Genomic DNA, 24,191 nt, shown 5'->3' on the forward strand with positions numbered 1-24,191 from the left:
TCGCGGCATGATGGACCTGCTGATCGAGTTCGCCGGCACCGGCCGCGTCGGGCCGATCCACGGCGGTATGACGTTGGCAGCGGCCTCCGCCGTGCTGGGTCCGGGTCATCCCCATCCGGCGATCCGTCTGCTCGGCGGCAAAGCCGATGGATATCCCTACCGCTGGGACAGCCTGTATTTGGACGTCATCCGCGACCGGGTTTCGTCCATCAAACTCGAAACATGGCCAGGGCACACCTTTTCCGTGCCGTCACCTTTGACACCCAAGGGCGGGCCGCACGAGTCGACCGTGACCAAACACGAGTTCCGGGCCGCCCTCGACGATGCCCATGTCGGGTACTCGATCGAAGAGCCGTACCTCATCGATCGCCAGTCCGTGATTCGTGTCGCCGGCACAGCGGTGACGGCGCTGTTCAGCAGATTCGACGAAAAGAACCTGGGAGTACGGCCAGGCGACTATTTACTGTCGGTTTCCAAGAACTTCGAGATTCCTTAGGACGGCGCGGATCAGCCCGCGTGGGCGGCGAGCCGCTCCTCGCGGTCCGCGGTGATGAGCGCGTCCAGCACGCCGTCGAGGTCGCCGTCGAGGACCTGGTCCAGGTTGTACGCCTTGTAGTTCACCCGGTGGTCGGCGATGCGGTTCTCGGCGAAGTTGTACGTGCGGACCCGCTCGGAGCGGTCGACGGTGCGGACCTGCGAACGGCGCGCGTCCGACGCCTTCGCGGCGGCCTCCTCCTCGGCGATCGCCTGGAGGCGGGCCTGGAGCACCTGCAGGGCGCGGGCGCGGTTCTGGATCTGCGACTTCTCGTTCTGGCACGAGACGACCACGCCGGTGGGGATATGCGTGATCCGCACGGCCGAGTCGGTCGTGTTCACGCTCTGGCCGCCGGGGCCGGACGAACGGTAGACGTCGATCCGCAGGTCGTTGGGGTCGATCTCGACCTCGACGTCCTCGGGTTCGGGGTAGATGAGCACGCCCGAGGCGGAGGTGTGGATGCGGCCCTGCGATTCGGTGGCGGGCACGCGCTGCACGCGGTGCACCCCGCCCTCGAACTTCAGCCGCGCCCAGACGCCGTCGGCCTCGGCCGAACGGCTCTTGATGGACACGGTGACGTCCTTGAAGCCGCCGAGATCCGAGTCGACCGAGTCGAGGACCTCGGCCTTCCAGCCGTGACGCTCGGCGTAGCGCAGGTACATGCGCAGCAGGTCGCCGGCGAACAGCGCCGACTCCTCGCCGCCTTCACCCGATTTGATCTCCATGACCACGTCGGAGCCGTCGTACGGGTCGCGCGGCAGGAGCAGTTCGGTGAGCTTGGCCTCGAGCACGGGGATCTTGGCGGAGATCTCCTCGGCCTCGGCCGCGAAAGCGGCGTCTTCCGCGGCCAGTTCCTTCGCCGTCTCGAGGTCGTCGCGGGCGGTGTCGAGCTCACGGACCGTCTTGACGACCGGGCTCAGCTCCGCGTACCGGCGGCCGAGCTTGCGGGCGCGCGCCTGGTCGGCGTGCACGGACGGGTCGGCCAGCTGCTCTTCCAGCTGGGCGTGCTCTTCGAGCAGACCCTTCAGCGAACTCGAATCCACCACTCCACCTCTCAACGAACCCTGACAAAACCAAGGCTGTAACACCAAAGAAAACGGCGCCCACCCGGACATGCGGGTGGGCGCCGTCGTTCAAGCTACTTGGCGTCTTCGGCCTTCTTGCGCTTGCCGTAGCGAGCCTCGAAGCGCGCGACGCGGCCGCCGGTGTCCATGAGCTTCTGCTTGCCGGTGTAGAACGGGTGGCAGTTCGAGCAGATCTCGACGTGGAGGTTGCCGGAGGTCTTGGTGCTGCGCGTGGTGAATTCGTTGCCACAGTCACAGTTCACGTGCGTGACGACGTACTCGGGGTGAATACCGCTTTTCATGGTGTCCTCTCTCGTTGGCCCCGGGTCCCCGAGCGGGGTGAACCGGTGCCGGACTTCAGCGGGTGATTTTGCCAGATGTGCTGGCAGTGGCGTCAACGCACCCCACCTCCGGCATATTCCACCACGTTGAGTTATCAACTATCGACGTTGAGTTGTACGAAATTTGTACTTGATCACGAGACCGTCCTCGTTGTTGGTAATTCCTCAACAGGAGGTACTGATCATGCGCACCATCCTCGCCAAGGTGGCGAAGCCGGCGTCCGTCGCCGCGCTGGCCATCGCGGCCCTCGCCGTGGCTCCGGTCGCCGGGGCCGCTCCGGCCGCCCCCGAAGCGGGCGCCACCATCACCGCCGCCGACATCAACCCGGCCGCGGGGACGTTCACCACCGTGCCCGAGGGCGACCTGGCCATCCAGGGCGCCGGCGACGGCACGCCCGCCGGCGCCGTCCAGTGGTTCAAGAACCACGCCGGCTCGACCGCGTACCAGGGCCTCTGCGAGAAGGCCGTCGAGAACGCGTACGGGACGACCGGTGTCTGGGCCTCGGCCAACGCGCACTGGAACGGCGCGAGCCCGAAGCACACGACCGGGACGCCGCCGAAGGGCTCGTTCGTCTACTGGAACATCAGCCAGTGGGGTCACGTCGGCATCGCCGACGGCTCCGGCGGGATCTACGCCTCCAGCATCGGCGGCAAGATCGGCCACGCGTCGAGCGTGCACTACTTCAACAACTACCGCGGCTGGACCCCCGCGGCCGTTCCGCACCGCTGAGCCCTCGGCTCTCGTGAGCTAAGGCGCCCCGACAGCGCGTGAACGCCGTCTGATCACGCGAGATCCGTCTCTGATCACGAGTGATCGCCGCCTGATCACGAGTGATCGCCCATCTCACCCCGATCACCACTCACGAGGGCCAGCCAGCGTTCGGTTGCGCCTCTGAACAGGGCGAAACGACTTCGCCGGAAGTACATGAAGGCCCCCTTCCTTGCGCCTGGCGCAAGGAAGGGGGCCTTCATGTACTAGGCCGAAGCTCAGTCGTCGTCGTTCGAGCCGAGGGCCGTCTTCGAGACCTGCATGAGGAACTCGATGTTGGTCTTCGTCTTGCGCAGACGCGAGATCAGCAGGTCGATGGCCTGCTGCGAGTCCAGCGCGTGCAGCACCCGGTGCAGCTTGTGGGTGACCGCGAGCTCGTCCGGCGAAAGCAGCAGGTCTTCCTTGCGGGTACCGGACGGGTTGATGTCCACCGCGGGGAACACGCGCCGCTCGGCGATCTTCCGGTCGAGCTTGAGGTCCGCGTTCGCGGTGCCCTTGAACTCTTCGAAGATGACCGTGTCACCGGTGGAACCGGTCTCGACCATCGTCGTGGCGAAGATCGTCAGCGAGCCGCCGTTCTCGATGTTGCGCGCCGCGCCGAGGAACCGCTTCGGCGGGAACAGCGCCGTCGAGTCGACACCACCGGAGAGGATCCGGCCGGACGCCGGGGCCGCCAGGTTGTACGCACGGCCGAGGCGGGTGATCGAGTCGAGCAGCACGACGACGTCGTGGCCCATCTCGACCAGGCGCTTCGCCCGCTCGATGGCCAGCTCCGCGACCGAGGTGTGGTCGGACGGCGGGCGGTCGAAGGTCGAGGCGATGACCTCACCCTTCACCGACCGCTGCATGTCGGTGACCTCTTCGGGACGTTCGTCCACGAGCACGACCATCAGGTGGCACTCGGGGTTGTTCGTCGAGATCGCGTTCGCGATGTCCTGCATGATCGTCGTCTTGCCGGCCTTCGGCGGCGACACGATCAGGGCACGCTGCCCCTTGCCGACCGGCATCACCAGGTCGATGACGCGGGTCGTGAGCTTGTGCGGCTCGGTCTCGAGGCGCAGCCGCTCGTTCGGGTACAGCGGGGTCAGCTTGGTGAACTCCGGACGACGCTTGGACTCGTCCGGCTCCAGACCGTTGATCGAGTCGACGCGCACCAGCGGGTTGAACTTCTGCCGCTGCTGCTCGCCGTCACGCGGCTGGCGCACGACACCGGTGATGGCGTCACCGCGGCGCAGGCCGTACTTGCGGACCAGCGAAAGCGAGACGTACACGTCGTTCGGCCCGGCGAGGTAGCCCGAGGTACGCACGAACGCGTAGTTGTCGAGCACGTCCAGGATGCCCGCGACGGGCAGCAGGACGTCGTCCTCGCGGATCTCGGTGTCGGGCGAACCGCCCTGTTCGCGGCCACCGCCGGAACCCCGGCGGCGACGGTCGCGGAAGCGACGGCCGCGACGGCCGCCTTCCTCGTCGTCGTCACCCTGCGGGCCCTGGCCCTGGCGCTGGCTGTTGTCCTGGCCGCCGCCCTGCTGGTTGCGCTGGCGGTTGTCCTGGCCACGGCCGTCGCGGTTGCCCTGACGGTTGCCGCCCTGGTCGCCGCGGTCTCCCCGCTCGTTGCGGTCACCCCGGTCACCCCGGTCGCCGCGCTCGTTGCGGTCACCCCGGTCACGCTGCTGGCCGCCCTGCTCGGGCGAACCCGCGGCACGGTTGGAGCCGCGACGACGACGGCTGCGGCCGCCCTCTTCCTGCTGCGGCTGGCCGTCCTGCGACGCCCCGTTGTCCTGCTGCGCGGGCCGCTCGGCGGCGGGCGCGGAGCCGTTCTCCGAAACCTTCTCGGCCTTCTCCGCACGAGGAGCCTCGGCCGGAGCGGCTTCCGCCTTCGGGGCCTCCTGCTTCGGGGCCTCGGTCTTGGGCGCTTCGGCCTTCGGGGCCTTGCGCGGTGCGTCGATCCCCTCGAGCGGAAGCGTTTCGCTCGCCGCGGCGGGGGTCTTGCGCTTGGTCTTGCCCTGGCGCTCGCGGATGGCCGCGATCAGATCGCCCTTGCGCATGCCCGTCGTCTCGCCGATGCCAAGGTCCCCAGCGATCGAGCGCAGTTCGGCGACGGTCTTGCCGGTCAATCCGCCGACCGTGCGCTTGGGAGCGACGACGCCGTTCGACTCGGCGGCGCCACCTTCGACGTCGCTCAAAAGATCGGTGTTGCTCACAAATGTCCTTCCTGACCGATCCACGCCTCCAGGTGGATCAGCGGACCGCCGCTCGCGTCCGATTGCGAAACGGCGTAATTGGCCCCCGATACGGGCGATCAGCTCCTCGGCCGTGTTGAACACAGCTAGAAGGCCTCCAGCACAGGGATTTGCGTCCTCCAAACGGAGGAAGCGGAATTCGGCACCGCCGGAACCGGGAACCCGCCTGCGTCCATCCGCTACTCCCCGCTTGCCAGGCGGTGTACGGAACTGGCGGATCAACGAAGGATGCGGGCCAAGGATGACACTGGTCACCTGGGCCGGCACCGGGTGCGGAAACGCACGGTGATCGAACGCCCCCGAGGGTAGACCGCGCCACGGTCCGGTGCAACAACCACCCCCCGCGTGGCGGGGCGGGGCTCCGGCATGTGACCGAGGCTTTACTGAGCCGCAACCTGAACGCCGCCCGGATCGATCGGCAGCTCGGTGACGTCGAAAGACGTAACGTCGACGCCCGCCGGGAGTATTCCCTCGGTCGTCAGCGCGAGCACCGTCGGACCGGCCCCGGAGATGGCCGCGGCCACCCCTTCGGCGCGCAGCGCGCGCACCAATTCGCTGCTCGCCGGGTACGCGGACGCCCGGTAATGCTGATGGAGCCGATCTTCGGTCGCGGAGAGCAACAGGTCGGGGCGCGCGGTCAGCGCGTGCACCGCGAGCGCCGCGCGACCGGCCGTGAACGCCGCGTCGGCGTGTGGAACCTGGTCGGGAAGCAGCCCGCGGGTGGCGTCGGTCGAGGACCGCAGCGCCGGGACGGCGACCACGGGCCGGATGTCGTGATGCGGCTGGAGCCGTTCGGCGCGGAACCGCTCGCCCTCGTTCCACGCCACCACGAAGCCGCCCAGCAGGCTCGCCGCGGCGTTGTCGGCGTGCCCCTCGAACTCGGCCGCCAGCTGCAGGGCGTCGTCGTCCAGCGGCTTCTCAGCCAGTGCGTACGCCGCCGCGACCCCCGTCACCACGGCGGACGCGGACGAGCCGAGGCCGCGGGCGTGCGGGATGGCGTTGAAACAGCGCAGGTGCACGCCGGGCGGCCGGAGACCGAGGTGCTCGCAACCGCGCCGGAAGGCCCGCACGACCAGGTGCGATTCGTCGGTCGGGACGTCGTCCACGCCGCCCGCGCCGACGTCGGTCACCTCGATCTTGAGCCCGGCGTCGGTGATCTGGAGTTCGACGCGGTCGTACAGCGCGAGCGCCAGGCCGAGCGCGTCGAACCCCGGGCCGAGGTTCGCCGAAGACGCCGGGACCTTGATCTTGAGCAGGGTCATCGCAGGTCCAGCGCGGCGGCGACGGCGGTCGGGTCGACGGCGAGCGGCTCGACCTCGACGTTGCCCTCCAGCGCCGTGGCCGGATCCTTCAGGCCGTGTCCCGTGACGGTGCACACAACGGTCGAGCCCTTGGGCAGGCGGCCGTCGGCGGCCGTGGCGAGCAGGCCCGCGACGCTGGTCGCCGAGGCGGGCTCGACGAACACGCCTTCCTTGCGGGCCAGCAGCCGGTACGCCTCGAGGATCTTCTCGTCGGTGATCGCCTCGAACAGCCCGGCGGAGGCGTTCTTCGCCTTCATCGCGCCGTCCCAGGACGCGGGGCTGCCGATGCGGATCGCGGTCGCGATCGTGTCCGGATCGGCCACCGGCTCGCCGTGCACGAGCGGCGCGGCACCCGCCGCCTGGAAACCGAACATGCGCGGGGTGTTCTTCACCACACCGTCGCCCGCGTACTCGGAATATCCGGCCCAGTAGGCGGTGATGTTGCCCGCGTTGCCGACCGGCAGGCAGTGGATGTCCGGTGCCCGGCCGAGCACGTCGCAGATCTCGAACGCGGCCGATTTCTGGCCGGCGATACGCACCGGGTTGACCGAGTTGACCAAGGTCACCGGGTAGTCGATCGCGGTCTTCTGCGCCAGTTCGAGGCAGTCGTCGAAGTTGCCGTCCACCTGCAGGATCCGCGCGCCGTGCAGGACGGCCTGGGCGAGTTTGCCCATCGCGATCTTGCCCTGCGGGACGAGCACCGCGCAGGTGAGCCCGGCGCGGGCCGCGTACGCCGCGGCCGAGGCCGACGTGTTGCCGGTGGAGGCGCAGATGACCGCCTTGAGCCCGCTGGCGAGCGCGTGCGTGATGGCCACGGTCATCCCGCGGTCCTTGAACGACCCGGTCGGGTTCGCGCCTTCGACCTTGAGGTGGACCTCGCAGCCGGTCAGTTCCGAGAGGTGCGGCGCGGGCAGCAGCGGGGTGTTGCCTTCGCCGAGCGTGATCACCTTCGCGCCGGACGGGACCGGGATCCGGTCGGGATAAGCCTGGATGATTCCTGGCCATGGTTGGGGAATCACTGGTCTTCGCCTTCCACACGCATCACACTGACGACCTGGTTCACCACATCGAGTTCGGCAATGTCGTCCACAGTGGACCGCAATGCCGCGTCCGGCGCCAGGTGGGTGACCACGACCAGGCTGGCCGTGTCGTTCGCGTCGCGCTGGCGCACGGCGGCGATGCTGACACCGTGCCCGGCGAACGCCTGGGCCACCTGGGCGAGGACGCCCGCTCGATCGGCCACGTCGAGACTGACGTGGTACCGCGTCGGCGTCTGGCCCATCGGCCTGACCGGGAGCGCGGCATGCGCGGATTCGCGCGGGCCACGGCCGCCGACGACCCGGTTTCGAGCCACCGCGACGAGGTCGCCGAGCACGGCACTCGCGGTCGGCGCGCCACCGGCGCCCTGACCGTAGAACATGAGCTCACCGGCGGCGTCGGCCTCGACGTAGACGGCGTTGTACGCGCCGCCGACCCCGGCGAGCTGGTGGCCGCGCGGGATCATCACCGGATGCACGCGTGCCGAAACGGATTCGGTGCCGTCGTCGGCAGTGACGCGCTCGCAGATGGCGAGCAGTTTCACCGTGCGGCCCAGCACGTTCGCCGCGGCGAGATCCGAGGCGGTGACGTCGGCGATGCCCTCGCGGTGCACGTCGGACGCGGTCACCCGGGTGTGGAACGCGAGCGAGGCGAGGATCGCGGCCTTGGACGCCGCGTCGTAGCCGTCGACGTCGGCCGTCGGATCCGCCTCGGCGTATCCGAGCCTGCTGGCCTCTTCGAGCGTTTCCGCGTAGCCGGCGCCGGTGGAGTCCATCGCGGAGAGGATGTAGTTGGTGGTGCCGTTGACGATGCCCATCACGCGGGTGATGCGGTCACCGGCCATCGATTCGCGCAGCGGGCGCAGCAGCGGGATCGCCCCGGCCACGGCCGCTTCGAAATAGAGGTCGACGCCTGCCGCATCGGCGGCCTCGAACAGCTCCGCGGAATGCTCGGCCAGGAGCGCTTTGTTCGCCGTGACAACGGATTTCCCGGCCTTGAGCGCGTCGAGCAGCCACTGCCGCACCGGTTCGATGCCGCCGACCAGTTCGACGACGACGTCGACGTCCGGCGAGGTCACGAGCTTCGTCACGTCGGAGGTCACCAGCTCCGGCGGCAGCTCGGGGTGCTTGTCGGGGCGCCGCACCGCGATACCCGCCAGCTCCACCCTGGCGCCCGCCCTGGCGGCGAGCTCCCCGGCCTGCTCGGTGAGCAGCCGGACCACCTCGCCGCCGACCGTCCCGCAGCCCAGCAGGGCGACCCTGATCACGCGTCCGTCCACAGTAGACACTTGCTAGACCTCCAGGCGCAGCATGTCGTCCGTCGTCTCCCGCCGCAGCAGCACGCGGGCGCTGCCGTTGCGCACGGCCACCACCGCGGGCCGCGGCTGCCGGTTGTACCCGCTGGCCATCGAGTAGCAGTACGCCCCGGTGGCCGCCACGGCGAGCAGGTCGCCGGGAGCAAGGGTGTCGGGGAGCCAGCAGTCACGGACGACGATGTCGCCGGACTCACAGTGTTTTCCCACGACCCGGGACAGCGCGGCACCCACCTGGCCGTCCCCGTCGTCGTCGGCCGACCGGGATACGAGACGGCAGTCGTACACCGCGTCGTAGAGGGCGGTGCGGATGTTGTCGCTCATCCCGCCGTCGACGCTGACGTAACGCCGGGCGGCCTTGTCGCCGAGCGAGACGTCCTTGATGGTGCCGACCTCGTACAGCGTGATCGTGCCGGGACCGGCGATGGCGCGGCCGGGCTCGCCGGCGATCTTCGGCACCGGAAGGCCCGCGTACTCGCATTCCTTGCGGACGATCTCGCGGATCTGCGTGATCATCTGCGCGGGCGGCGGCGGGTTGTCCTTGTCGGTGTAGGCGATACCGAAACCACCGCCGAGGTCGACGATCGACAGCTGGTCGAGCAGTTCGGGGCCGTGTTCCTTGCCGAGTTCGGCCAGCAGGCCGACCACGCGGCGGGCCGCGACCTCGAAACCGTCGGCGTCGAAGATCTGCGAACCGATGTGGCTGTGCAGGCCGATCAGCTTGAGCGACGGCGCGTTGAGCACGCGGCGCACGGCCTCGGCCGCGTCACCGGAGGCCAGCGAGAAACCGAACTTCTGGTCCTCGTGGGCGGTCGCGATGAATTCGTGCGTATGCGCCTCGACGCCGACGGTGACCCGGATGAGGACGTTCTGCACGATGTCGTGCCGGGCGGCGACGTCGGCCAGCCGCGCGATCTCGTAGTAGGAGTCGACCACGACCGTGCCGACGCCGGCTTCGACCGCGGCTTCCAGTTCCGACAGCGCCTTGTTGTTGCCGTGGAAGGTGATCCGCTCGGCCGGGAAGTTCGCGCGCTGCGCCACGGCGAGTTCGCCGCCGCTGCAGACGTCCAGGCTCAGCCCCTGTTCGGCCACCCAGCGGGCGATCTCGATGGACAGGAACGCCTTGGACGCGTAGTGCACGAGCGCCGGGTCGTCGAACGCCTCGGCGTAGTCGGCGCACCGGGACTTGAAGTCGGCCTCGTCGACGACGAACAGCGGCGTGCCGTACTTCTCGGCGAGTTCGCGGACGTCGACACCCGCGATGCGGACGACGCCGTCACCGCCCCGGAAAGTGTTGCGGGGCCAGACTTTCGGGTACAGCCTGTCGAGTTCTTCCGGACTCGACGGCGGGAAACCGGAGGCGTCGGCGTGGGGGTAGACGTCGGCGTGGCGGGGGCCCGCGGGGTGAGCCATTTGCTTTTACATCCGTTCCGGAGCAGAGACACCGAGCACGTTGAGGCCGTTCGCCAGCACCTGGCGGGCGGCCTGGCACAGCGCGAGCCGGGCGAACGTGAGGGGGGTGGCCTCCTCGTCGCCCTGGGGAAGAACACGGCCGACCGTGTAGAACTTGTGGTACGCGCCGGCGAGCTCTTCGAGGTACCGGGCGACGCGGTGCGGTTCGCGCAGCTGTGCGGCCCGGCGGAGGACGGTCGGGAATTCGCCGATCGTGCGGATCAGATCGCCCTCGGCGGGCAGCGTAAGCAGGCCGAAGTCGACTTCGCCATCGGATTTCAGTCCGAGGTCGGAAGCGTTGCGCTGCAACGAGGCCAGCCGCGCGTGGGCATACTGGACGTAGTAGACCGGGTTGTCGTTGGAGTGCTTGCGCAGCAGGTCCAGGTCGATGTCCAAAGTGGAATCGACGGAGTAGCGGATCAGCTCGTAGCGGGCGGCGTCCACGCCGACGGTGCCGACGAGGTCCTCCATGGTGATCACGGTGCCGGCGCGCTTGCTCATCCGGACCGGTTTGCCCTCGGAGACCAGGTTGACCATCTGGCCGATCAGCACCTCGACGACGGCCGGGTCGTCACCGAAGGCGGCCGCCGCGGCCTTGAGCCGGGCGATGTAGCCGTGGTGGTCCGCGCCGAGCATGTAGATGCACAGGTCGAAACCGCGCTTGCGCTTGTCCTGGAAGTAGGCGAGGTCACCGGCGATGTAGGCCGGGTTGCCGTCCTTCTTGATGACGACGCGGTCCTTGTCGTCGCCGTGCTCCTTGGACTTGAGCCACCAGGCGCCGTCTTCGAAGTACAGGTTCCCGGAGTCCTTCAACTGCTGGACCGAGGTCGCCACGGCGCCGGACTCGTGCAGCGAGTTCTCGTGGAAGTAGACGTCGAAATCGGTGCCGAAATCGTGCAGGCTCTGTTTGATCTCGGTGAACATCAGCTCGATGCCGACCCGGCGGAAGGTCTCGGCCCGCTCGTCGTCGGGCAGCGACAGCGCGCTCGGCTCCTGGCGGATGACCTCGGCGGCGATGTCGTTGATGTAGCCGCCCGCGTAGCCGTCCTCGGGGGCGGGCTCGCCCTTGGCGGCGGCGATCAGCGAGCGGACGAAGCGGTCGATCTGCGCGCCGTGGTCGTTGAAGTAGTACTCCCGGGTGACCAGGCCGCCCTGCGCGGACAGCACGCGGCCCAGCGCGTCGCCGACCGCGGCCCAGCGGGTGCCGCCGAGGTGGATCGGGCCGGTCGGATTCGCCGAAACGAACTCGAGGTTGATCTTGACGCCCGCCAGAGCGTCGCCGAGGCCGTACTTCTCCCCGGCGTCGAGCACCTGCTGGACGATCTGGCCCTGCGCGTCGGCGGCGAGCCGCAGGTTGAGGAAGCCCGGCCCGGCGACCTCGGCCGAGTCGATGCCGTCGGTGGCCGAGAGCGCCTCGGCCAGCGCGTCGGCGAAGTCACGGGGCTTCATGCCCGCCTTCTTGGCCACCTGCAACGCCAGGTTGGTCGCGTAATCACCGTGCTCGGGATTGCGGGGACGCTCGATCGTCACCTTCTCCGGCAGCACGGAATCGTCGAGGCCGCGCGCGGTGAGAACCTGCACGGCGGAGTTACGGACCAGGTCGGCGAGAGCTGCGGGAGTCACTCGCGGAATTCTAGGTGTGACCTGGTCCGGGCTTCGCAGCGACCGCCGGAAGGTGTGAGCCAAGCCGGTGATCTTCGAACTGTTCACGGTGATCAGACGCGCGGTCTCTACACTGGCCCGCGCAGGGACCACCCCCTTCGGAGAACGCAGGAGCCATGGCTAACGGGACAACCAGAAAAAAGGGCGCGTCGTCGAAGAACGCGATGAAGGCCGCCCGTAGTTCCGTCGTGTCCAAGAAGGGCACGCCCTGGGGCACGATCATCGCCGTCGTCGCGATCGTCGTCCTGGCTGCCTCGGTGGTCACCTATTACATGGTCGCTTCGGCGCCCAAGCGTGAGCAGAAGACCCGCGAAGAGGCCGCGGCCGCCTTCGCCCCCTCTCAGCAGGACCCGGACCCGTCGAAGCGGATCGCCGGCGTGACCACGGCCACCTACGAGGGCTCCGTGCACGTCAGCGCCGCCGAGCGCGTCGCCTACGACAAGACCCCGCCCTTCGGTGGCCCGCACGACCAGGCCTGGGCCGCGTGCAACGGCGTCGTCTACGAGAAGGCCGTCCGCAACGAGAACATGGTCCACGGTCTCGAGCACGGCGCGGTCTGGATCGCCTACAACCCGGCGCAGATCTCCGGCGACGCGCTGGAGCTGCTGCGGGTCCGCGTCGAGGGCAAGCCGTACACGGTGATGTCGCCGTACCCGAACCTGGACAAGCCGATCTCCGTGCAGTCCTGGGGCCACCAGCTGAAGCTGGACTCCGCCTCCGACGAGCGGATCGACCAGTTCATCGCCGCCCTGCGCACCAACCCGTACGGCGCGTACCCCGAGCGTGACGCCACCTGCGACGCGCAGATCGAGCCGGGCGACTTCGACCCGACCCCGCCGGGGCCGGACGCGAAGCCGATGGACTACAAGGGCAGCGCGGGCACCCAGCCGGACCAGCCCGGCGCCGGTCAGCCGTCCGCGCCCGCCACCCAGCCCTCGGCGCCCGCGAGCAAGTAGTGAGCCAAGTGGACCCCGATCTCCAGGAAGACGTCTCACGGTCGGCCAAGAGCCGATGGCTGGTGATCGGGGCCGCCCTGGTCGTCATGCTGATCCTCGGCTTCGGCCTCGGCGCGCTGACGACCAGGCTGATCGATTCCGAGCCGGAGCAGAAGACCCCGGGCACGGGCTCGGTCGAGGTCGGCTTCGCGCAGGACATGTCGGTGCACCACCTCCAGGCCGTCACCATGGCGGGCTGGGCGCGGGACCACACGACCGATCCGGCGATCAAGACCCTCGCGTTCGACATCGAGCGCACGCAGACCGGCCAGGTCGGCCGGATGAAGGGCTGGCTCGGCCTGTGGGGCCAGCCCGAGCAGACGACCGGCGCCTATATGACCTGGATGACCGAGCCCATGGCCGGCCACGGCGGGCACGGTGGCGCCGACATGAAGCCGTCGAACGGCGCCCCGATGCCGGGGATGGCGACGTCGGCCGAACTCGCCAAACTGCGGTCGCTGACCGGCAAGGAGATGGACGTCTTCTTCCTGCAGCTGATGCTCCGGCACCACATGGGCGGGACGGAGATGGCTCAGTACGGCTACGACCACACGTCGATCGCCGACGTGAAGTCGCTGACGCAGAGCATGCTCGTTTCGCAGGGTGCGGAGATGACCCTGATGAAGGGCCTGCTCCAGGAGCGCGGCGCCGCTCCCCTCCCCGCCTGACGCATTTCGTCCTCTGAATGCGGTAGTTCGCTTTGCCGACTACCGCATTCAGAGGACGAAATGCGTGGTTACCAGGAGAGTTCCCGGCAGCGTTGCGCGCACTGGGGCACTTCTATCTGCAAGGTCGCGTGCTCGATCGAGTAGCGGTTCGCCAGGAGGTTCTGCGCCTCGGTGAGCACTTCGGCCTGCTCGACGGTCGGCGCGATGGTGAGGTGCGCCGAAGCGACCTCCATACCCGAAGTCAGTGTCCAGACGTGTAGATCGTGAACGTCCTCGACGCCCTTCAGCCCGCCGAGTTCGGCCTGGATCCCGGCGACGTCGACGCCCTTGGGCGCGTGCTGGAACAGGATCCGCAGCGCGCGCCGGGCGAGGGCGTAGGTGCGGGGCAGGACGAACAGGCCGATCGCGACACCGATGATCGGGTCGGCGTAGCGCCAGCCGGTCAGCAGCGTGATCGCGCCGCTCAGCAGGACACCGACGGAGCCGATCAGGTCGGCGAGGACTTCGAGGTACGCGCCACGGACATTGATGCTCTCTTCCGCGCCCTTCCGCAGGATCATGAAGGAAACGATGTTGGCGACAAGGCCCGCGGCCGCGGCCAGCAGGACGGGCAGGCCGGGCACGGCGGGCGGGTCGCTGATCCGGCCGATGGCCTCGACCAGGACATAGCCCGCGACGCCGAACAGCAGGATGGCGTTGCCCAGCGCCGCGAGCACTTCGGCGCGGTAGAAGCCGAAGGTCCTGGTGAGCGTCGGGCCGCTGCGCCGGGCGAGCAGGATGGCCGCCAGCGCCATGCCGACGCCGAGGACGTCGGTGAACATGTGCGCGGCGTCGGAGATGAGCGCGAGCGAGCCGGTGGCGAACCCGACGATGAACTCCATGACCATGAAGCCGGCACCGATGACCAGCGCGATCGTCAGGCTCTTGAGGTAGCGGCCTGACGCGCTCGACGGCGCGGCCGTCCCATGCCCGTGCCCGTGACCCATTGCTCCGCCTCTCGTGAAGTCGACAGGCCGAATATATTGTCACATGCGCATATGTGCAATACAGGTGAGCCTAAGTTCACCATGTCTTAAGCCACACAAGGAAGCCATCCCCCAGGAGGGCCTTCCCGAAACCTGAAACCGCCACGCACCGCTACCGAAGCGACCGGAAGAACCCCCGCAACTGGCCGACGAAGGCCTCGGGCTGCTCGAACGCGGCGAAGTGGCCGCCCTCGGCCAGCACCTCGTACCAGCGAAGATCGGTGTAGCGCAGCTCCGCCCAGCGTCGGGACGGCCGGATGATCTCGCGAGGGAAGATGGAGATACCCGAAGGAACTTCAACGGCGCTGACGTCGCGCTCCTTGTTCTCCCAGTAGATCCGCGCCGACGAGGCCGCCGTCGCGGTGAACCAGTAGACGGAGATCGCGTCGAGCATCTGCTGCCAGGACAACGCGGTCTCCGGCGAGCCGTCGTTGTCGGTCCACTCCCAGAACTTCTCGGCGATCCACGCGGCCTGCGCCGCCGGCGAGTCGGTGAGCCCGTAGCCCACCGTCTGCGGACGCGTGGCCTGCTGCTGCGCGTACGCGGACCCGACGGCGCGGAACCGCGCGAGGTCGCCGATCGCCGCCTTCTCCTCCGCCGTCGGCTCGCCGAGAACGGACTCGTCGTACGCGACGCCCGCCATGTTCACGTGGACCCCGATCAGCCGCTCCGGGGCCACCTTGGCGAGCATGTTCGTCACCCCCGCACCCCAGTCGCCGCCCTGCGCGGCGTACCGCTCGTAACCGAGCCGCCCCATCAGCTCGTCCCAAGCCCGGGCGATGCGCTCGACGTTCCACCCGGTCGACGATGGTTTGTCACTCCAGCCGAACCCCGGCAATGACGGCGCCACGACGTGGAACGCGTCCGCGGGATCGCCCCCGTGCGCGGCGGGATCGGTCAGCGGACCGAGCACGTCGAGGAACTCCACGACCGAACCCGGCCAGCCGTGCGTGAGCACGAGCGGTGTCGCGTCCGGCTCCGGCGAGCGAACGTGCAGGAAGTGGATGCCGAGACCGTCCACAGTGGTCTTGAAGCCCGGGAAAGCGTTGACCCGGGCGGCCAATCCGAAGTCGTAGTCCTCCGCCCAATACCGGCACAACTCCCGCGCGAACTCCAGCGGGACCCCCTGTTCCCCATCGTCGACGGTGGCAGGCTCGGGCCAGCGCGTCGCGCGTAGCCGGATGCGCAGGTCTTCGATGTCGGATTCGGGGATCCTCACCTCGAACGGTTCGATCACCAGGTCCTCCCAGTTCGTCGGTACCACCAACGCTACGCATTTCGGCTGCCCACCGGCTCACTCTTGCGCCTGAACCAGCTGAAAGACCTGGTCAGAGCCATTCAGGGCCGCCTCGTCGAGCGCCGCGCCGGTTAACGACCACCACTCGCGAGAGCCCGCGGGGACATGCGCTAAGCTTCCAACGTCGCTCAGGCGGCAACGCCCTCGTAGCTCAGGGGATAGAGCACTGCCCTCCGGAGGCAGGTGTCGCAGGTTCGAATCCTGCCGAGGGCACACTGGTGATCAGCACTTTCGGCTGTTCACCCACATCGATCAAACCATGATTCGTGACATGGACTCTCCAAAGAGCTGGTCTCGCGCCTTTAGCCAGCTTCCCCCGATTGCGTATTGCCTCTCGAAGTCGTTCGGCAGTCCCCGCGATTCGATCGACGAGTCAGGCATGGCGAAATCATAGATTGAGCCCCATGAGCCAGCCGATCGCTCAGGCCACCATCCGGGTCAGGATCGTCGAAGGGCACTTCCTCATCGAAGACGAAAACATCGACCCGCCGACTTTCCCGGCTTTCGACGGGGCCGATGACTGGCTGCTCACCACCGACAACCAGATCGCTGTCTGCAGCGCTTCGGGGGAATAGCACATCCCCGAAGCGCTGCTTCAGCGGTGGACCACCACACCGGGTGGCTACGCGGAAGAACCCAGTTGAATGGCAATGAGACAGCTCGCTTCCGACTGTGATGGGCCAGACGCAGCGGCCTGAGATCGCTCAGGCCCAGCAGCGACGTCGGCTCTGGACCTGACCGATCCAGACCAGCACATCCACCTTCCGCGCGGGAACGCAAACAAGAGACCATGGCCTAGAAGTAGCTTTGCTGCGCGTGGATGATGGTGGATATCCTCACCTTCACCCACGCGCAGCAAGGGCCACGATGACCGACGCCGCTCTCCTGCTCCGCGAGACCGGAAGGCCCCTGGATCGGCTACCACCAGTTCATGCTGTTCGACGTCGAGTCCACCGAGGCCCGGCCGGCAAACCTTGCCCCGGCAGGGGACGGGGCTATCGCTGTCAGCGGCCATGGAGGAGGCAGGTTCTTCACCTTGGGTGAGATGACGGATGTCGTGGTGGACTTCGAACTCTGGACAGCAGATCCCGCGCCGCCCACGTCACCGTTCGAAGATCGGTTCGACGGGGCTTTCACCGTGGACATGGGTCGCGTCGTCCTCGGCTCCGTCACCGGCTCGCCAGCGGATGTCGTCATCGACCTTCCCGTCCCCGGCCCTTTCCAGCTACGCGCGTTCCGCAGCAGCGCCCCCACCACGAACGCCGACTTCCCGGATCTCGACTATCGACACGAGCGATGGCTGCTCCAGGCCTGGCCCTCCAGCGCACAGACATCACTCCGTCACGACGCGGAGGCTACGAGCGGCTTCGCCGTCTAGCGTCACGCCCCAGCCGACTTCGTTTCCTGGATCAGGGCCGGGCCGTCGCGTCTAGCCGCGAAGGTTGTCGATGACGAACTCGGCGATCTTCGTGACCGCACCACAAGGATCGTTCTGCCAGGGACCCGCTTCCGGCTTTCCCCGTGTGTTGGTCTTGATGTGTACCAATGTGTTGTCATCGACGCCGAGAACGAGCCTGCACGCCAGAGGCCCTTCGTCTCGCTTTGTCGAGATGTTCTCCTCGACGTCCACGATCACCGCGGGGTAGCCGTTGATCGTCAGCTCTTCCCAGTGGTTGCCGGTATCGCGGCCTCGGGCGCGGTCGCTGTACAAGGTGCTGATGCTCTCCCGCAGCGGCGGGAACCAGGATGTGGTCACGTCGACCGAGCGGCCGAGCACGATCAGGCATTGGCCTTGCCGGGTCTGTTCGTGCTTGCCCTCGCCGAAACCGATGCTCCGCAGCTGCTCCACAGTGATCGCCGAGCACGGATCGGCAATGAACTTGTTGCCGTTCAGTTGTGCGGGGATAGGCGGGACCGACACCGACGGTTCCGGCGGCGGAGGCGGCGGGCTCGTTCCGCAGCCGGCCAACACCGCCAGGCCACCGGCCATCAGCAGGGCGAGCCCTCGGGCGAGACGACGTGTCACGAAGGATCGGCCCCCGGTTTGATCCGCCAGCGACGGGGTTCCCCGACCACCTCGGCACTCGTGCCGACATCCGGGATCTTGGGGAACGTAGTCTCGATGGCCGTCAGCTCGAGACCGCTCCCGACCAGCGCTCCGATGTTGGTGATCATGCCGGCGAGGAGGGTGTTGCAGTCACGCCAGAACTTCTCGAACGCCGAGTTGATCGCGTCCACGAAGTCCTTGGCCGACAACACCGCCAGTGGCGGGACGACCAACGACCCGAGAACGATCGCGAACTTCCCGCTCAGCTGCGCGAGGTTCGCCGCACAGTTCCCGAGCGCGAGCAACAGGTTCTTGTACGTGTCGATCACCGTGATCGCGACCGTGCTCACCGTTTTGGTCAGGCTCGTGACGGAGGCCTGCCCCTTGGTCAGGCTGTCGACGGCCATCCCTGAATACATGGAGTACTGGTCGAACGCGTCCCCATGCCACGCGGCCGTCAATGACAGCTTCGTGTCATTGACGATATCGGCCGCGTCCTTCAGCTTGCTCTGCTTGGCGAACGCCTCAGCCAGCCTCAACGCCTTTTCCAGGTTGCCAGCGACGAACACGCGGAGCTTGTCGAGCAGCCCGATGATCCCGTGCGCGCCGATCAGGTCCGCGTACTCCCGGATCTTCGCGTCCGCGGCCTCCGGATAGGTCATGGTGGCGAGTTCCGCGGCGGCCTGGCCCGGGTCGGAGGTGGTCACTTGATCTCACCCTCCAGCTTCTTCATCCGGTCGTACGCTTCCTGATCCAGCTGTTCATAGTGGTTCGCGGCCTTGCCCAACGCCGCGCTCAGCACGGCGAGCTGGGCCGAATTCTCGGCCGTGATCCGTTGAATCGTGTCGATGGCCGCGTTGTACCGGTCCACCGTCCCCAGGCCGTTGAGCCCGGGCATCAGGTTCGTCGCCGTCCCCGGCAAACCCAAGTCATGGGGGCCGAGCGCAACGTCTGCCAAGTCCACGATCGCGAAGTTCTGCAGCAGTCCCGCCGCCTCCGCGATCGCGTCGGCCGCGGCCCGCAACTTCTCGGGGTAGACGTGATAGCCCTGACCGGGACCGGGGTCGAACGGATCCGGAAAGCTCATACCAGCCGCTCCTCATCCCGAACCACAGCGATGGCCGTCTCGTACCGCTGGGCCGCGGTCTCCTCCGCCCGCTGGATCCCCAGCAGCAACTGACGCGACAGACTCGGCGCGCTGTAGTCCTTCATCGCGGCCACGTCCACCGACACATCGACCAGCTCACCAGCCCCGGTCACCGTCACCGACCCCAGCTCCCCGGGCAACGTCCACGTGACGCGATCCCGCGCCGCGCTCATCGCGGCCTGCTCGACCGCGGCCACCGTCGCGTCGATTTCTCGCGCCAGGTGATACAGCTCGTCCTGGTAGCTCACCAGCGGTCCCGCCCCTCGTCTTCGAGATCAGCGTCCAGGAAGTCGAGCTGATCGAAACTCTCCTCCTCGACCTCCCCGGTATCGGGACGCGCTCCACGTGGCTCGGCCGCCGCCGCGGCACGGGGAGCAGATGACGCCGTGACGTTGTTCCTCTGAGGTGCCACAGGATTAGGGGCGGGTTCGGGCATCCACTCCTGGTCCTTATCCACCACCGCGCGGACCTTGGCGACACCGACCTCTGCGGCCGCCCGCCGGGCCGCCGACACCGCCTCCAGCACCGCGGGCCCCAGCCGCTGTGGATGCGTACTCCGGATCACATGATCCGCGATCGTCAGATCCACCAGTTCGCCTCGGCCGGTCACCACCGCCGAGGCGATACCGTCAGCCGATCGCCCGGTAAACCGGGCCTGCTCCAGCTCAGCATCAAGCTCACCAGCCTGCTGCCGCAGCTTGGCCACATTCAACGACACGCCGGCTCGCCCTCCCCGTCGCCCGACATACCCCTTACAGCCGCCCCCACGGCTTGACCGCGACGCCCGCGACTACTACACGAGCGTAACCGGCCGAGTGGCCAGCGTAGTCGAGCCTCAATCCTGTGTCTCGCCATTCGCTGCACGGGGCCAGCAACCCACAGGTCGGCACCAAGACCGACGGCGGGAACCTGTGCCGAGGCAGGCGGCGGAAGGCTGCACAACCGCTCCCCCGGCCCTATCGGGTCTGCCCCACGAACGCACGCTAGGCGGCATGAGCGGATGTCGACGTGGCGCAGTCCACCCCGATGATCGGGCCATAGCCCTGGGCAGGTCGCCGTGCTTCATGCGGCCGGAGAGCCGGCCATCTGTGGGGAGGAAATCTCGGACCTGTTGTCGAACCCGGCGCCGCGCGATCGACGTACGGGTGAGAGCGGCGGACGGTCGACGGATCGAACGTGCCAGTGGATCGCATGTCACACCGACAGCCCCGCCGACTGACCAGAGAAGGGTATTCAGGATGCCTAGGACACCGCTGCGGCTGTACATGTCCATGTCGGTCGACGGGTACATCACCGGGCGGACGACCGGCCGGGCCAGGAACTCGGCCGCGGCGGAGGGCGGCTGTTCAACTGGCTCGACGACCGGATTTCCGAGGGGATCAACGGGCAGGTGTACGCCGAGGCCGGTTCGACCGGCGCCGTGATATCCGGACGCCGCACGTTCGAGCTGGCCGGCCGCTGGAACGGCGATCACCACGACGGCGTGCCGATCCATGTGCTCACCCACACCATCGACCCGGCCGACAAGCCACCGGGCAGCGCGAAGTTCTACACCGACGTCAACGCGTGTGCCGACGAGGCCCGGGAAGCGGCGGGAGATCGAGCCGTGCTGGTCCACGGCGCGGGTGCGGCGCGGGCTCTGCTGGCGGCAGGCCAGCTCGACGAACTCGAACTGCACCTCGTCCCCGTGTTGCTCGGCGACGGACGGCGGCTGTTCGAGGCGACCGAACTCGGCAACATCGAACTGGAGCCCGTCCGGCGGCTCGAAGGCCGCGACGTCACACACCTGCGATACCGCGTAGTCCACCAAGAGCGCCGTTCGCACCGAGGCATCGTCCACCTATCGACATCGACATGAGAGCGCGTGACCGATAGTCGCCACCAGACAGGGAGTCAGCCGGATGGCCGCACGTCATAGTCAAGGCATCATCAGGGCCTGGACGCCCATGCCTCGAAGAGGGCCGACGCCAGCCAGTGGCAGCTTTCGAAGGCCATGTGCTCAGCGCTGACGCCACAACCGCCATCAGAACGACGCTTCGGGTCCGCTCCTCGCGCCAGCAAGTAAGCCGTGACGTCCACGCGCAGCGGCTCGCCCGTCTGCACGTGACCGTCGATCTCGACGTCGATGGCGTGGTGCAGCAACGTGAGCCCGCCATGCTCTTCGTTGATGTCGGCGCCGCCATCGAGGAGTTCACGAAGCAGCGGAAGGTCGCACATCTCGACAGCCCGATGAGCAGGGCTCAAGTCGTTCACCGTCAGATCACCCAGCTTCCTGAAGCGGACTCGATATTTCTACCGAGTCCGGCCGCAGGCGGCTACCGGTGATCACGGGCAGACGATCCGCACCAACCTGCCCATGCCGCTGCTCTCGCCGGAATCCGGCCTGAAGCGGACCGGGAAGTCGACGATGTAGCGCATCCAGCCCTTGTATCTACCGTCCCTGCAGTCCGTGGCCGCGTTGTTCTGCGCTCCCCAGGTGTTGTGCACGTTCCGCTCGTCGGAAACGGACACCCTGGTCCGGTCGCGGTACAGCCGTGCCCAGATCCTGATCCTCGCCACCTGCGCCGTACAGCGGACTTCGACGACGACGTTGACCCTGCCGGGCCGGTGGGTGGAATGGTGCGGGTGATGCACCTTGGGTGTGCAGGTGATCAGCGCGTCCCCGGGGCCTCTCGCCGAGACCGGCGACGGTCTGTTCTCGACTTCGTCCGGTCCGGCGGCGATCGTACCGGGCGAAGTCGAGAACACGGACGCTTCGGCCGCGGGCGCGATCCCGGCCGCGACCAGCACGACGACCCCAGTGTCCCGGCGGCGCGCGAAGTGGACGTGAAAAGGTTCTTCATGATTTCCCCTTGGTCGTCAAACCATCAGCGCCGACAGCTGTTCCGTCGTTCTCGACGGACAAGTCGCAATGGAAATTGTCGCGCGGCCGATATGTTCTGCCCTCGCAGAGGAATGTCGCACGACGGCGACCACGACTTCGCGATCGGTGTGATTCGCCAGGTAGGTCGGGCAGTGCCCGGACGTCACGACTTGTCGAGCGTCTTACGGCAACTACTGGACTGCGGCGGGTTCACGTAGAAGAGCTCCAGGTCGAAGCTCAGTTCGACGTTCATGCCTTCGTCGAACTTGGTGAGGGAGCAGTAGAAGTTGCTCGGTACCGTGTAGGTGTCTTCGCCGTCGGTGAAGTCGATGTACCAGTAGTCGAACGACGTGCCCGCCCCGGTCTCGTAGTACGAGGTGAACACCGGGATCCGCTCGTGGTTGTCCAGGGAGAAGTCGGTCTTCGTACTGGTCGGCTTCCCTTTGAACATATGTCTTATTTCGTTCACCGTGATCGTTTTCCCGGTGTAGTTGGTCAGGAACGTCGGGCAGTCGCGATCGGTGCCGAGAATCGCTTCGTTCTGGGACGTGGGCGTTCCGACGGGTACCTCGGTCACGGGCTTCTCCCTTTCCGGCGTGTTTTCGCGCGCCGATCGGCGCGCGATATCCGGAATCTCGCCACACGACCGTGAAAACCAGAGCGGCGAACGCCGACCAATCCGACGTGACGACCTGTCACGCCTCCGTGTCCGAGTCGTCACCGCGCCGCCGGGCCACGAGGCCGGCACAGCATCGGGTGAAGTAAGCGTGCATCCGATCGACGCATGGCCTGTGGCACTCCGTGGTCGTCCGGCGGCGTGGGAGGCACTGGGAGCGTCTCTTCGACTGCTGTTCCGAAAAGCGTTACGGGACAACCAGTTCTTGACTGGATCTCCATTCGGGATTGTTAGCTTAGGTCAAGCAATTCCGGCTGTCGGCGCGGTTCGATCACCCTCGACGGCCTGGTCGCGAACGTCACCGAACCTTGAGCGGAAGGGACATGGTGGAGATCGAACCCCGACCCGGTCGCCGGGCATTGTTCGTCTACATAGGACTGGTCGTGGTCCCCGTGGTGGCCGCGATCATCCTGCTGGGGCAGGGCGAAGGCGGTGCCGGTGTGGCCGCCGCGAAGGAGGCGACCGGACCTTCACTGGCCCAGCTCCTGCTGGCGATCACCGTGGTGGTCGGCGCCTGCAAGATGGTGGGGTGGCTGGCCCAGCGGATCGGGCAGCCCGCGGTGATCGGCGAGGTCACCGCGGGCATCCTGCTCGGCCCGTCGGTGCTCGGTGCGTTGTGGCCTTCCGGCGCGGCCGTGCTGATCCCGAAGGCGGCGGTGCCGCAACTGAACGTCGTGGCGCAGCTCGGCGTGATCTTCTTCGTGTTCCTCGCCGGGCTGGAACTGGACACGAAGCTGTTGCGCGGGCGCGGACGGCTCGCGCTGGTCGTCAGTCACGTCAGCATCGCGCTGCCGTTCCTGCTCGGCGTCGGGCTCGCCATGGTCGCCTACACCCGGTTCGGGGCGGGCGGCGGATTCCTGCCGTTCGCGCTGTTCTTCGGGGTGTCGATGAGTATCACGGCGTTGCCGGTGCTGGTGCGGATCCTGCACGAGATCGGGCTCTTCCGCAGCGAGATCGGCGTGGTGGCGCTGACCTGCGCGGTGGTCGACGACGTGACCGCGTGGAGCCTGCTGGCGCTCGTGATCGCGCTGACCACTGCGTCCTCGCTGTTCGGAGTGGTGCTGACGGTCGTACTCACCGCGGCCTTCGTGGCGCTGCTCGGCCTGGTGGTGCGGCCTCTGCTGCGGAAGTTCGTGGCCGGCGCTCCGGCGGCACGGCTGCACCGGGTCGCGCCGCTCTCGGTGGTCGGGGTGCTGATATGCGCCATGGCGACCGAGTGGATCGGCGTGCACGCGATGTTCGGCGCGTTCGTGTTCGGGGTGGTGTTCCCCCGCGACAACCCGGTGGCGACCTGGCTGCACGACAAGGCCGGCGGGCTGACGACGGCGTTGATGCTGCCGTTGTTCTTCGCCTACAGCGGATTGCGCACCGACCTCGGCCTGCTTTCCGGCGGCGGCGCGTGGCTCTGGTGCGGCGCCATCCTGCTCGTGGCCGTCGCGGGCAAGTTCGGCGGCTCGGCACTGGCCGCGCGGGCGGTCGGCGAGAACTGGAATCGGTCGCTGCAGGTGGGCGCGCTGATGAACTGCCGCGGCCTGACCGAACTGGTGGTGCTCAACATCGGGCTCGATCTCGGCGTGCTCTCCCCGACGCTGTTCACCATGCTGGTGATCATGGCGCTGGTCTCGACCGCGATGGCGGCGCCGATGGCGACCTGGTTCGCCCGCCGCGACGGCCAGAACGTGGTGGATTTCCTCGGCCGCACCTCCGAACGTGCGGCAGCTTGACGCACCGGCAAGCGGGAAGACGTCTCGGCGTCCGT

General features: G+C 67.7%; 26 protein-coding genes and 1 tRNA gene. 9 read left to right on the top strand and 18 right to left on the bottom strand.

What is annotated here, in order from left to right; genetic code table 11:
• The first annotated feature begins 7 nt into the window (after positions 1 to 7).
• Entirely contained in the window at positions 8 to 496 is a 489-nt protein-coding gene (locus ACSMFO_RS17765) for a hypothetical protein (RefSeq protein ID WP_436459638.1), read from the top strand.
• A gap of 11 nt (positions 497 to 507) precedes the next feature.
• On the opposite strand, the gene prfA is transcribed toward ACSMFO_RS17765, so the two are convergent.
• Positions 508 to 1,578 (bottom strand): peptide chain release factor 1, encoded by a 1,071-nt coding sequence (gene prfA / locus ACSMFO_RS17770; protein WP_037341383.1) that lies wholly within the window; start codon positions 1,576 to 1,578, stop codon positions 508 to 510.
• Positions 1,579 to 1,673: 95 nt separating this feature from the next.
• Entirely contained in the window at positions 1,674 to 1,901 is a 228-nt protein-coding gene (gene rpmE / locus ACSMFO_RS17775; protein WP_007028345.1) for a 50S ribosomal protein L31, read from the bottom strand.
• Positions 1,902 to 2,124: 223 nt separating this feature from the next.
• Here rpmE and ACSMFO_RS17780 point away from each other — a divergent pair, with 223 nt between their 5' ends.
• Complete coding sequence (locus ACSMFO_RS17780) at positions 2,125 to 2,670, top strand: hypothetical protein (RefSeq protein WP_038508908.1); 546 nt, start codon at positions 2,125 to 2,127, stop codon at positions 2,668 to 2,670.
• Positions 2,671 to 2,927: 257 nt separating this feature from the next.
• On the opposite strand, the gene rho is transcribed toward ACSMFO_RS17780, so the two are convergent.
• From rho to argS, 6 genes are all read right to left on the bottom strand, one after another.
• Complete coding sequence (gene rho, locus ACSMFO_RS17785) at positions 2,928 to 4,910, bottom strand: transcription termination factor Rho (protein ID WP_436459641.1); 1,983 nt, start codon at positions 4,908 to 4,910, stop codon at positions 2,928 to 2,930.
• 419 nt (positions 4,911 to 5,329) lie between these two features.
• Positions 5,330 to 6,211 (bottom strand): homoserine kinase, encoded by an 882-nt coding sequence (thrB, locus tag ACSMFO_RS17790; protein WP_436459643.1) that lies wholly within the window; start codon positions 6,209 to 6,211, stop codon positions 5,330 to 5,332.
• Entirely contained in the window at positions 6,208 to 7,269 is a 1,062-nt protein-coding gene (thrC, locus tag ACSMFO_RS17795) for a threonine synthase (protein ID WP_038508901.1), read from the bottom strand. The genes thrB and thrC overlap by 4 nt, the downstream gene beginning before the upstream one ends.
• Positions 7,266 to 8,576, bottom strand: coding sequence for a homoserine dehydrogenase (locus ACSMFO_RS17800; protein ID WP_350585070.1), 1,311 nt, complete (start codon positions 8,574 to 8,576; stop codon positions 7,266 to 7,268). The genes thrC and ACSMFO_RS17800 overlap by 4 nt, the downstream gene beginning before the upstream one ends.
• Positions 8,577 to 8,579: 3 nt before the next feature.
• Positions 8,580 to 10,013 (bottom strand): diaminopimelate decarboxylase, encoded by a 1,434-nt coding sequence (gene lysA, locus ACSMFO_RS17805; protein ID WP_038508897.1) that lies wholly within the window; start codon positions 10,011 to 10,013, stop codon positions 8,580 to 8,582.
• 6 nt (positions 10,014 to 10,019) lie between these two features.
• A complete protein-coding gene (gene argS, locus ACSMFO_RS17810) occupies positions 10,020 to 11,675 on the bottom strand; it encodes an arginine--tRNA ligase (protein WP_038508895.1) in 1,656 nt (551 codons plus the stop codon).
• Between the two features lie 203 nt (positions 11,676 to 11,878).
• On the opposite strand from argS, the gene ACSMFO_RS17815 reads away from it, so the two are divergent.
• Positions 11,879 to 12,670 (top strand): DUF3105 domain-containing protein, encoded by a 792-nt coding sequence (locus tag ACSMFO_RS17815; RefSeq protein ID WP_038508893.1) that lies wholly within the window; start codon positions 11,879 to 11,881, stop codon positions 12,668 to 12,670.
• Between the two features lie 8 nt (positions 12,671 to 12,678).
• On the top strand, positions 12,679 to 13,377 hold the full coding sequence (locus ACSMFO_RS17820) for a DUF305 domain-containing protein (RefSeq protein WP_038508891.1): 699 nt from the start codon (positions 12,679 to 12,681) through the stop codon (positions 13,375 to 13,377).
• 68 nt (positions 13,378 to 13,445) lie between these two features.
• On the opposite strand, the gene ACSMFO_RS17825 is transcribed toward ACSMFO_RS17820, so the two are convergent.
• On the bottom strand, positions 13,446 to 14,363 hold the full coding sequence (locus tag ACSMFO_RS17825; RefSeq protein WP_038508888.1) for a cation diffusion facilitator family transporter: 918 nt from the start codon (positions 14,361 to 14,363) through the stop codon (positions 13,446 to 13,448).
• Positions 14,364 to 14,514: 151 nt separating this feature from the next.
• Complete coding sequence (locus ACSMFO_RS17830; RefSeq protein ID WP_436459909.1) at positions 14,515 to 15,642, bottom strand: epoxide hydrolase family protein; 1,128 nt, start codon at positions 15,640 to 15,642, stop codon at positions 14,515 to 14,517.
• Between the two features lie 197 nt (positions 15,643 to 15,839).
• On the opposite strand from ACSMFO_RS17830, the gene ACSMFO_RS17835 reads away from it, so the two are divergent.
• From ACSMFO_RS17835 to ACSMFO_RS17845, 3 genes are all read left to right on the top strand, one after another.
• Positions 15,840 to 15,912 (top strand) — tRNA-Arg (locus tag ACSMFO_RS17835).
• A gap of 191 nt (positions 15,913 to 16,103) precedes the next feature.
• Positions 16,104 to 16,274, top strand: coding sequence for a hypothetical protein (locus tag ACSMFO_RS17840; RefSeq protein WP_158073315.1), 171 nt, complete (start codon positions 16,104 to 16,106; stop codon positions 16,272 to 16,274).
• 356 nt (positions 16,275 to 16,630) lie between these two features.
• Entirely contained in the window at positions 16,631 to 17,077 is a 447-nt protein-coding gene (locus tag ACSMFO_RS17845) for a hypothetical protein (RefSeq protein ID WP_436459647.1), read from the top strand.
• 51 nt (positions 17,078 to 17,128) lie between these two features.
• On the opposite strand, the gene ACSMFO_RS17850 is transcribed toward ACSMFO_RS17845, so the two are convergent.
• From ACSMFO_RS17850 to ACSMFO_RS17870, 5 genes are read right to left on the bottom strand one after another with little or no spacing between them, the layout of a single operon-like run.
• Entirely contained in the window at positions 17,129 to 17,689 is a 561-nt protein-coding gene (locus tag ACSMFO_RS17850) for a DUF3558 domain-containing protein (protein ID WP_073848287.1), read from the bottom strand.
• A 32-nt stretch (positions 17,690 to 17,721) separates the two neighbouring features.
• Positions 17,722 to 18,453 (bottom strand): hypothetical protein, encoded by a 732-nt coding sequence (locus ACSMFO_RS17855; RefSeq protein WP_073848288.1) that lies wholly within the window; start codon positions 18,451 to 18,453, stop codon positions 17,722 to 17,724.
• A complete protein-coding gene (locus ACSMFO_RS17860; protein ID WP_073848289.1) occupies positions 18,450 to 18,833 on the bottom strand; it encodes a hypothetical protein in 384 nt (127 codons plus the stop codon). Before ACSMFO_RS17860 ends, ACSMFO_RS17855 begins: the two co-directional genes overlap by 4 nt.
• Positions 18,830 to 19,141, bottom strand: coding sequence for a hypothetical protein (locus tag ACSMFO_RS17865; RefSeq protein WP_073848290.1), 312 nt, complete (start codon positions 19,139 to 19,141; stop codon positions 18,830 to 18,832). The genes ACSMFO_RS17860 and ACSMFO_RS17865 overlap by 4 nt, the downstream gene beginning before the upstream one ends.
• Positions 19,138 to 19,611, bottom strand: a complete 474-nt coding sequence (locus ACSMFO_RS17870; protein ID WP_436459650.1) for a YbaB/EbfC family nucleoid-associated protein — start codon at positions 19,609 to 19,611, stop codon at positions 19,138 to 19,140. Before ACSMFO_RS17870 ends, ACSMFO_RS17865 begins: the two co-directional genes overlap by 4 nt.
• A 672-nt stretch (positions 19,612 to 20,283) precedes the next feature.
• Here ACSMFO_RS17870 and ACSMFO_RS17875 point away from each other — a divergent pair.
• A complete protein-coding gene (locus ACSMFO_RS17875) occupies positions 20,284 to 20,751 on the top strand; it encodes a dihydrofolate reductase family protein (protein WP_436459651.1) in 468 nt (155 codons plus the stop codon).
• Between the two features lie 71 nt (positions 20,752 to 20,822).
• Here the strand turns inward: ACSMFO_RS17875 and ACSMFO_RS17880 are convergent, their stop codons facing one another.
• The 3 genes from ACSMFO_RS17880 to ACSMFO_RS17890 form a co-directional block, all read right to left on the bottom strand.
• Positions 20,823 to 21,146, bottom strand: a complete 324-nt coding sequence (locus ACSMFO_RS17880; RefSeq protein ID WP_436459652.1) for an ankyrin repeat domain-containing protein — start codon at positions 21,144 to 21,146, stop codon at positions 20,823 to 20,825.
• 72 nt (positions 21,147 to 21,218) lie between these two features.
• Positions 21,219 to 21,683: a hypothetical protein gene (locus ACSMFO_RS17885; protein WP_436459653.1), complete on the bottom strand. Its 465-nt coding sequence runs from the start codon at positions 21,681 to 21,683 to the stop codon at positions 21,219 to 21,221.
• Between the two features lie 236 nt (positions 21,684 to 21,919).
• Positions 21,920 to 22,333 carry a hypothetical protein gene (locus tag ACSMFO_RS17890; RefSeq protein ID WP_378416485.1) on the bottom strand — a complete coding sequence of 138 codons (414 nt, stop codon included), beginning with the start codon at positions 22,331 to 22,333 and terminating at the stop codon, positions 21,920 to 21,922.
• 422 nt (positions 22,334 to 22,755) lie between these two features.
• Here ACSMFO_RS17890 and ACSMFO_RS17895 point away from each other — a divergent pair, with 422 nt between their 5' ends.
• Positions 22,756 to 24,156: a cation:proton antiporter domain-containing protein gene (locus tag ACSMFO_RS17895; protein ID WP_436459655.1), complete on the top strand. Its 1,401-nt coding sequence runs from the start codon at positions 22,756 to 22,758 to the stop codon at positions 24,154 to 24,156.
• The last annotated feature ends 35 nt before the right edge of the window (positions 24,157 to 24,191 follow it).

It is taken from the genome of Amycolatopsis sp. w19 (assembly GCF_051373225.1).
GTDB classification, from domain to species: domain Bacteria; phylum Actinomycetota; class Actinomycetes; order Mycobacteriales; family Pseudonocardiaceae; genus Amycolatopsis; species Amycolatopsis japonica.